At 55.6% G+C, this 9,522-nt stretch carries 7 protein-coding genes; 4 read left to right on the forward strand and 3 right to left on the reverse strand.

The annotated features are described in order from the left end of the window. Nucleotides 1-105: 105 nt before the first annotated feature. A complete protein-coding gene (locus RMS03_RS08295) occupies nucleotides 106-813 on the reverse strand; it encodes a nitroreductase (RefSeq protein WP_405023518.1) in 708 nt (235 codons plus the stop codon). 35 nt (nucleotides 814-848) lie between these two features. Then, entirely contained in the window at nucleotides 849-1,790 is a 942-nt protein-coding gene (locus RMS03_RS08300; RefSeq protein WP_310626606.1) for a histone deacetylase, read from the reverse strand. A 214-nt stretch (nucleotides 1,791-2,004) separates the two neighbouring features. Between RMS03_RS08300 and RMS03_RS08305 the strand changes: the two genes are divergently transcribed. After that, on the forward strand, nucleotides 2,005-2,547 hold the full coding sequence (locus tag RMS03_RS08305; protein WP_310626607.1) for a phasin family protein: 543 nt from the start codon (nucleotides 2,005-2,007) through the stop codon (nucleotides 2,545-2,547). Between the two features lie 104 nt (nucleotides 2,548-2,651). Here RMS03_RS08305 and RMS03_RS08310 read toward each other — a convergent pair whose 3' ends face one another. Next, complete coding sequence (locus RMS03_RS08310; RefSeq protein ID WP_310626608.1) at nucleotides 2,652-3,569, reverse strand: patatin-like phospholipase family protein; 918 nt, start codon at nucleotides 3,567-3,569, stop codon at nucleotides 2,652-2,654. Between the two features lie 131 nt (nucleotides 3,570-3,700). Between RMS03_RS08310 and RMS03_RS08315 the strand changes: the two genes are divergently transcribed. The 3 genes from RMS03_RS08315 (at nucleotide 3,701) to rpoD (ending at nucleotide 9,098) form a co-directional block, all read left to right on the forward strand. Further along, nucleotides 3,701-4,459: a 3-hydroxyacyl-CoA dehydrogenase gene (locus tag RMS03_RS08315; RefSeq protein WP_310626609.1), complete on the forward strand. Its 759-nt coding sequence runs from the start codon at nucleotides 3,701-3,703 to the stop codon at nucleotides 4,457-4,459. A gap of 66 nt (nucleotides 4,460-4,525) precedes the next feature. Beyond that, nucleotides 4,526-6,430, forward strand: a complete 1,905-nt coding sequence (gene dnaG / locus RMS03_RS08320) for a DNA primase (RefSeq protein ID WP_310626610.1) — start codon at nucleotides 4,526-4,528, stop codon at nucleotides 6,428-6,430. Between the two features lie 253 nt (nucleotides 6,431-6,683). Then, complete coding sequence (rpoD, locus tag RMS03_RS08325; RefSeq protein ID WP_310626611.1) at nucleotides 6,684-9,098, forward strand: RNA polymerase sigma factor RpoD; 2,415 nt, start codon at nucleotides 6,684-6,686, stop codon at nucleotides 9,096-9,098. Nucleotides 9,099-9,522 lie beyond the last annotated feature (424 nt).

Genomic DNA, 9,522 nt, shown 5'->3' on the forward strand with positions numbered 1-9,522 from the left:
CACCTGCGCACTCGGGAACTGATGCAGCACAGCCTGCATCATGGTGAATTTGTAAAGGTCGGTGTCGAGCAGGCTGGTGATGATCATGTCAAAGCAACTTCAAACTTAGTCCACCCAATGGGTGAACTCATTCACGGGCACACGTGGCGTGACTAAGGTGTTGACCTTATCGCTGTCATCGGCATAGCCCAGCGACATACCGCACACAAGCATCTCCCTTGGTGCTGCACCGACATGAGGCAGGATGATGCTGTGAAACGCATTCCAAGCTGCTTGTGGGCAGGTGTGCAAGCCACGCGCACGCGCAGCCAACATGATGTTTTGAATGAACATGCCGTAGTCCAACAAAGAGCCGCGCCCCATCACGGGGTCGATGGTGAACATCAAGCCCACAGGTGCGTCAAAAAATTTGAAGTTACGTTGCTGCTGCTCGTGCATGCGGTCTTTGTCGGCTTTGCCAATGCCCAGCAAACCATACAGGCTCCAACCGTTTTCGCGGCGGCGATCAATGTAGGGGCTGACCCATTGTGTGGGGTAGTAGTCGTAAGGCTCTTGGTACTGCTTGGCCACTTCGGAGTTGGCGCGAATGGCCTCGTGGGCTGCACAGACTTTGCTCACCAAGTTGTCACGTGTCGGGCCTTGCAACACATAGACCTTCCAAGGTTGGGTGTTAGTCCCCGACGGTGCGCGGCTGGCGACTTGCAAAATTTCTGTCACCAATTCGCGCGACACCGCTTGCTGCTTGAACGCACGGGCAGACATGCGTGAGGTGATGGCGTGGTCTACAGCAGCCACATTCGTTGGGTGGGTCATACACATGTCTCCAAGACGTTTTTAAATTGAATCGCTCAAGCGGGTAGAGATAGATTTTGCCAGCGTCGCCAATACGCATAGGCGACACGGTAGGTGTTGACTTGCACCTGCACGGTGTCCGTCATGTGATGTCCATAGCCCCCAGCCATAGAGAACGCCAAAGGAATGCGTTTGGACCATGCCCAATCGAACACCCGGCGGTCACGCGCTTCCAAGCCATCAAAGCTCAGGTTCAAGCGTCCCAAACGGTCGCCCTCGTGCGGGTCGGCCCCCGCGAGGTAAATCACCAAGCTGGGGTTGAAGCGGGTATCCAACTCCGCCAAGGCCTGTTCCAAAGCTTCTAAATAAGCCGTGTCGCCGCATCCGTCGGGCAGCTCCACATCCAAATCACTGCTTTCTTTGGCAAACGGAAAGTTGCGCGCGCCGTGCATCGACAAGGTGAACACCTGCGTGTCCCGCGCAAAGATGCGCGCGGTGCCGTTGCCTTGGTGTACATCCAAATCAATGATGGCCACATTCAAAGGATGTTTGTGAATGCGTCCCCATTCAGCCTGCATGAGGCGCGTGGCCACCGCCGCATCATTGAACACACAAAAGCCACTGCCCTGATCGGCACACGCGTGGTGCGTGCCGCCCGCCAAGTTGGCACAAACACCTTCGCCACCCAACAACACTGCTCGTGCTGCCATCACGGTGGCTCCGGCGGAGCGGCGAGAACGCTCGACCATTGCGGGTGACCAAGGAAACCCTATTTCTTTTTGTTGCGCCTGCGTCAACGTGCCCTGCACCACCGATTGGATATAGCTCGGGGTGTGTACCAAAGCCAGCTCACCATCGCTCGCAGGCTCAGCAGCATCCAGCACCAATTCAGGCAACTCTGCCCCCAAGCGCTCACGCAACAAGCGGTACTTAGCCATAGGGAAACGGTGGCCTGGCGGCAAGGGCAACACGAATTGGTCCGAATAAAAAGCGCGCATATCCCTTGGAAACCGCATCAAACAAGGCTGCATTGTCACCAATCTGCAAAGCACTTGGGCCTCTGTGCAGAAACCTCCAGTTTTAGAACCTGACCTCTAAACAGGCCTCCGAAGCTCTAAACCCTCTTGCAAATCCACGGGATAACCCTAAACTCCATTCCAATGCTGCATCGCAACATTTTTTGCAAGATCATTTAACTTTTGGAGTATCCCCATGATCAACGTTGAACAAATCGCCGCCACGAACAAAGCCAACCTCGATAACCTGTTTGGTTTGTCAAACAAGGCCTTCGCGGGCGTTGAAAAAATGGTTGAACTCAACCTAACTGCCAACCGCGCTGCCTTGGCCGAATCCGCTGCGCACGCCAAAGCCGTGATGGCTGTGAAAGACGCACAAGAGCTGATCGCTTTGCAAACCAGCTTCTTGCAGCCTTTGGCTGAGAAGTCTGCTGCCTACAGCCGCCACATCTATGACATCGCTTCCAGCACCAGCACCGACTTGACCAAAGGTCTCGAAGGCAAAGCGGCTGAAGGCCAACAAGCTGTTCAGGCTTACATCGAATCTGCTTTGAAAAATGCACCTGCTGGCTCTGAGCAAGCTGTGGCTTTCTTCAAGCAAGTTGTGACGGCCAGCAACACCGCCGTGGAATCTGTGCAAAAAGCCGTCAAGCAAGCTGCTGACATGGCCGAATCACACATTCAAACAGCCACTGAAACAGCGGTGAAAGCTTCTAAGAGCGTTGCCAAGAAGCGTTAATTCGTAACGGTTGTCTCCTCGGATTCTTCGCCACCTCAGGGTGCAGGAATTCTTTCAAGGGCTCGCCTCAAGGTGGGCCCCTTTTTTGCCCGCATGACATCGTTTTATTCGGCAGCGAGGGCCAGTTTGAGTTTGGGCAAGGCTTGCAGCATGGCGGCGCGACCCGCCTCAATCGAGCGGCGGCGAGCTCTGAAGTCGGCACTCCCCACATCTGCCAAAGCGGGGCGAACCACCAAGTCGGCTTCGCGCAGCTCGAAGGTGTTGATGCTCTTGCCCATGATGGTGAAGGTCTGCATCAAGATTTGAAACATATCCCCTGTTTTACCGGTCTCGGGCGGGCTGGAAATATCAATCGCCAGCACATACTCCGCCCCCATCTGGCGCGCATAACGCACAGGCACGGGCGATACCAGTCCACCATCGACAAACTCACGGGAGCCAATGCGCACCGGCTCAAACACCGAAGGCACCGAACTCGAGGCACGCACGGCTGTGCCCACGTCACCACGCTGGAACAACACACCGTCACCCGTGCGCAAGTCGGTGGCCACGATGCCCAGAGGCATCTTGAAGTCTTCGATGCGACGGTTGCCCGTTTGCGCATTCACGTAACGGCCCAACGCGTCCCCACGCATCATGCCGCGCCCGAGCAAGGGCACGGTCCAATCGGTGATGGTCGCCTCCTCCATGTTTTCAGACACTTTTTGCAATTGCGCCCCTGTCTTACCGCTGGCATAAAAAGCGGCCACCACACTGCCTGCGGACGTACCCACCACCAAATCGGGTTTGATGCCCGCCTCCTCCAACACCTGAATCACACCCACATGGGCAAACCCACGTGCAGCACCGCCGCCCAAGGCCAAGCCAAATTTAGGCACGCGCTTAGCCACAGGCACCTCTGGCTTGCCGCCTTCGACAGGTGCCAGAGGCCCGGGAGATGTACATGCCGCCAACACGGCGACACACAAAGCCAATACCCCAGCGCGAAAAGTGAACGGGATACGAAACTGTTGCGAACTCATGCCAAAGCCTTTTTAAAAATGAATCTCTCTCACTAGGGATTGTCCTAGATCCCCGCAAGAGGCCCTTGGCATCCCGCATAATTGACGTTTACGTAAACGTAAATCAACCTCACAACACACGGGAGCCCCTCATGGACATCAAAGGCAAAGTTTTCATCGTCACGGGTGGCGCATCAGGTTTGGGCGAAGGCACCGCACGCGCATTGGCCGCCAAAGGTGGCGTGGTGGTGATCGCCGACATGCAAGCTGACAAAGGCGAAGCTGTGGCCCAAGATATTGACGGCGCTTTTGTGACATGCGATGTGAGCAACGAGGCCCAGGCCGAAGCCGTTGTGGCCAAAGCCGTGTCCTTAGGCAAACTGATGGGCTTGGTCAACTGCGCAGGCGTGGCACCTGCCGAAAAAATTGTGGGCAAAAACGGCGCACATGCCTTGAGCAGCTTCACCCGCACCATCACCATCAACCTCATTGGCAGTTTCAACATGATTCGCTTGGCCTCTGAGGCCATGTGTCACAACGAGCCAGAGGCCACTGGCGAACGCGGCGTGTTGATCTCCACCGCCTCCATCGCCGCCTATGACGGCCAAATTGGCCAAGCCGCCTACAGCGCGTCCAAAGGCGGCATCGTCGGCATGACCCTGCCCATCGCACGCGACCTGGCCCGCAACGGCATCCGCAACATGACCATCGCCCCCGGCATCATGGGTACGCCGATGTTGTTTGGCATGCCACAAGAGGTGCAAGACGCCCTCGCCTCAGGCGTGCCCTTCCCCTCACGCTTGGGCACACCGCAGGACTACGCCAAACTGGCCCTGCATATCTTTGAGAACGATTTGCTCAATGGCGAGGTGATTCGATTGGATGGCGCGATTCGTTTGGCACCAAAGTAAGCCAAAACGTTCTTCAATTTCCCGAAAAAGGGTGAAGCCTAAAATCAGGCTTCACCCTTTTCACCTATGGCCATCCCCCAGTCCTTCATTCAAGAGCTTTTAGCCCGCGTCGACGTTGTCGAAGTGGTGGGTCGCTATGTGCAGCTCAAAAAGGGCGGAGCCAATTTCATGGGACTGTGCCCGTTCCACGGCGAAAAGTCCCCCTCATTTTCGGTGAGCCCTGCCAAACAGTTTTTTCATTGTTTTGGCTGCGGCAAAAACGGCAATGCCATTGGCTTCTTGATGGAGCATGCCGGCATGACCTTCGTTGAGGCGGTGAAGGACTTGGCGCAAGGCGTGGGCATGCAGGTGCCAGAAGAGGATGCCTCCCCCCAAGATCGCGAGCGCTCAGCGCAGCAGCGCCAAAAGCAAGCTACCCTGACCGACGTGTTGGAGAAAGCAGGTGAATCGTTCCGCAAGCATTTGCGCAACTCGCCCAAAGCGATTGAGTACTTCAAAGGTCGCGGTCTGAGCGGTGAGGTTGCCAAACAGTTTGGACTGGGCTACGCGCCCGAAGGCTGGCGCAGCTTGGCCAGCGTATTCCCCGACTACCAAGACCCGCTGCTGGCAGAGAGCGGCTTGGTCATCGTCAATCAAGAAGATGGCGAAGAAGAAAAACGCTATGACCGCTTCCGCGACCGCGTGATGTTCCCCATCCGCAACGTCAAAGGTGAGTGCATTGGCTTTGGGGGCCGCGTGCTGGGCGAAGGGACCCCCAAATACCTTAACTCCCCCGAAACACCTGTGTTCAGCAAAGGTCGTGAGCTGTATGGTTTGTTTGAAGCCCGCAACGCGTTGCGTGACGCAGGCTATGTGCTGGTGACCGAGGGCTACATGGACGTGGTGGCCTTAGCGCAGCTGGGCTTTCCCAATGCAGTGGCAACCCTAGGCACGGCGTGTACGACCGACCATGTGCAAAAGTTGTTTCGCTTCACTGACAACGTGGTGTTCAGCTTTGACGGCGATGGCGCAGGCCGCCGCGCGGCGCGCAAGGCATTGGATGGCGCACTCCCCTACGCCACCGATGTGCGCAGCGTGAAGTTTTTGTTCTTACCGCAAGAGCATGACCCCGACAGCTACATCCGCGAGTTTGGCAAAGAAGCCTTCGCCCACTGCGTGACCGAGGCCATGCCCTTGAGCCGCTTCCTTATTGAAGTGGCGCGCGAGGGCTGCGACTTGCACACCGCAGAAGGCCGAGCCCACATGGCCAGCAATGCCAAGCCCCTATGGATGGCCCTGCCCGATGGCGCGCTCAAGCGCCAGTTGCTCAGTGAAATTGCTGAACTGGCCGACTTAGGTAACCACGAGCTGCAAGACCTGTGGATGCCCGCCCCCGCCACTGCTGCGCCGACGCGCACGGGTGAGTTTAAAAAGTCATCCAAGTTCAAGCCCCGCGAACCCTACACCCCCAAGAGTTGGAAACGTGGCACACGCCTCATCCCCGCAGGCCGTGCGGACCATGCGGCACGCGTGCTGCTGTCGCACATGGAGATTTGGGAAGACCTGTCCACCGAAGACCACAACCTGTTATGCGAATTGGCGCCACCCCATGGCCCCTTGTTTGTGTGGCTCGACCACCAGCACCACGAAAACGGCAACCAAACTTGGGGGGCCTTGCGCGAAGGCCTGCGCGATCATGAATCCGAAGACTTGGCATTGCGCGTGATGGCCAGTGCCTTCCCCCCCTTGCTCGATGACGATGGCAAGCCCATGTCCGAAAACCTCTCGCCCGAAGCGCAAAAACGCGAAGCGAGCTTAGAGCTGCGCGGTATCCTGAACAAAATTTTGTTTGAGAGTCTCGACGCGCAAATGAAAGAAGCGATTGCCCAAGCCGCCGCAGACCCCAGTGCCATGCAACGCTATAAGGCCTTGTTTGAGCGACGCAAGCAACTCGGCTTGATCCCGCAAAAACTGGTCGAAAGCCAAGACTGACGCACCCGCGGCCAAATGAGTGCCACCGTTTTAGGTATAATCCACGTATAGCAAGTGCGACAGCAGCACCTCCGGGCCCGGCCAACCGTGACACAAGCGCACGACTCGCCACCTTACCGCAAGGACTGCATTCCAAATGTTCGCCCAATCCGCTTGCTTCTAGAGGTTCTTTGACTTCACCCCCCTTTTTTCTTTTCCCGCGCCGGGTTTTTGTGGCGCTGTGTATTTGTTTCTTTGATGTCTAGGAGTTTTCATGCCTGTTGACCGCAAGTCCACGAAGCCTGCCAAGCCTGTGGCCAAGAAGGTTGCTGCCAAACCTGTGAGCAAAAAGCCAGCCTCCGCTGCGCCCAAAGTCGCAGCCAAGCCAGCCGTCAAAACCATCGCCAAAGCAGTTACGAAGCCCACCACAAAACCCGTTGCAAAAACGGCTGCCAAATCGGCAGTTAAAACCGCTGCTAAATCTGCAGCCAAACCCGCAACGAAAGCCAAGTCAGTGCCCGCATCGAAAACCAAAGCTGTCGCCAAGCCAGCCACCAAAACCGCAGCCAAAACTACAACCAAAGCTGAGGACACTAAGAAAAAAGCCTTGGCTGTAGAAGCCCACGCCCCCAAAGCAGCGGCCAAAAAAGCGCCTGCGAAAAAGGCCGCCAAAGGCAAAAAAACCAGTGCAGCCGATGAAGACATGAGCGGCATCGAAGCCGATCTCGTGGGTGAAGAACCCGTGGTGGAAACCGGTGCAGAAAAGGCCAAGCCGCTGCGCATGAAGATCAGCAAGGCCAAAGAGCGTGCCTTGATGAAAGAATTCGGTTTGGACGAAACCGTGCTGTCCGAAGAGGACATGCAAAAGCGTCGCCAACGTCTCAAAACCCTGATCAAACTCGGTAAGACACGCGGCTACCTGACGCACGGCGAAATCTCCGACCACTTGCCTGACAAATTGGTCGATGCGGAAACCCTCGAAGTCGTGATCAGCATGTTGAACGACATGGGCGTGGCCGTTTACGAGCACACCCCTGACGCAGAAACCCTGCTTCTCAACAACAACACACCCACGGCTGCAACTGAAGAGGAAGCCGAAGAAGAAGCCGAAGCTGCTTTGTCCACCGTGGACAGTGAGTTTGGTCGCACCACCGACCCCGTGCGCATGTACATGCGTGAAATGGGCACGGTCGAGTTGTTGACCCGTGAAGGCGAAATCGAAATCGCCAAGCGCATCGAAGGCGGCTTGATGGACATGATGGCCGCGATCAGTGCCGCCCCTGCCACCATCGCCGCTGTGTTGACCATGGTCGAAGACATTCGCGAAAACAAAGTGGTCATCTCCACCATCGTGGACGGCTTCAACAACCTCAACGAAGCCGACGACTATGTGGCCGAAGAAGACTTCGACGAGTTTGACGAAGAAGACGATGACGACGGCAAAGGCGGCTCGAAAGCACTGACCAAGAAGCTTGAAGAATTGAAGAACGCCGCTCTTGAGCGCTTTGACCGCATGATTGTGTTGTTCGAAAAACTCCGCAAAACCTACGACAAAGAAGGCTACGGCACACAGGTGTACATGAAAGCGCAAACTGCTTTGACGGCAGAGCTGATGGGCATTCGTTTCACGGCCAAGACCATTGAAAAGCTGTGCGAATTGGTACGTGGCCAAGTTGATGATGTGCGTAAAAACGAACGCGAACTGCGTCGCATCATCGTGGACAAATGTGGCATGCCACAAGCCACATTCATCAAAGACTTCCCACCGAACTTGCTCAACCTCAAGTGGGTTGAAAAACAAGCCGCAGCAGGCAAGCCTTGGTCAACCACCATGGGACGTTTTATCCCGCCTGTGCAAGACTCGCAGCAAAAACTGATCGACTTGCAGTCTCGCGTGGTAGTGCCTTTGGAGCAACTCAAAGACATCAACAAGCGCATGAACGCGGGTGAGCGCAGCTCACGCGGCGCGAAGAAGGAAATGATCGAAGCCAACTTGCGTTTGGTGATCTCGATTGCCAAGAAATACACCAACCGTGGTTTGCAGTTCCTTGACTTGATCCAAGAAGGCAACATCGGTTTGATGAAAGCCGTGGACAAGTTTGAATACCGTCGCGGCTATAAGTTCTCGACCTATGCCACTTGGTGGATTCGTCAAGCCATCACGCGCTCGATTGCAGACCAGGCACGCACCATTCGAATTCCTGTGCACATGATCGAGACCATCAACAAGATGAACCGCATCAGCCGCCAACACTTGCAAGAGTTTGGTTTCGAGCCCGATGCCAGCGTCTTGGCCGAGAAGATGGAGATTCCAGAAGACAAGATTCGCAAGATCATGAAAATCGCCAAAGAACCGATCTCGATGGAAACACCAATCGGTGACGATGACGACAGCCACTTGGGCGACTTCATTGAAGACAGCGTCAACACCGCACCCATCGAAGCTGCGATGCAAGCGGGCTTGCGCGATGTGGTGAAAGACATTTTGGATGCTCTGACGCCACGCGAGGCCAAAGTGCTGCGCATGCGCTTTGGTATCGAAATGGCCATGGACCACACGCTAGAAGAAGTGGGCAAACAGTTTGACGTCACACGCGAGCGCATCCGTCAAATCGAAGCCAAAGCTTTGCGTAAGTTGAAGCACCCAAGCCGCAGCGACAAATTGCGCAGCTTCATCGACACGATGTAAAGTAATCCATCTGATTCAGACAAAAAATAGGCTCATACTGAGATGGGCCTATTTCCAAACGCACGGAGAGCTTGCGTCAGGCGGGGCGATCTGTCCGCATGATCAAAACCCTTTCTGGCATCGTAGCTGGTCCATTTCCAGTCCACTGACATAACCGCAATCGTAGACGCGCTACAAAAATCTGCAAGGATTTTTTACCCCTCCCCCGCAATTCACCCCTCAATTTTCCACCGCCAGATTTGGCCAGCCTCAGCATTTTTCTGGCAAATCATCTCACTAAAACTAGGCGGATTCAAGGACGAAGTGCAACACGCTTTAACGAGGCATGGAATACCTCGTGAGGTGTCTTGAATCCTAGTCGCTTTCTGGGGCGGTGATTCAATCGGTTTTCAATCATAGTCAATTCCTCATCCGTCACGGTTTC

Source organism: Limnohabitans sp. (assembly GCF_031538885.1).
Taxonomy (GTDB): Bacteria; Pseudomonadota; Gammaproteobacteria; order Burkholderiales; family Burkholderiaceae_C; genus Limnohabitans.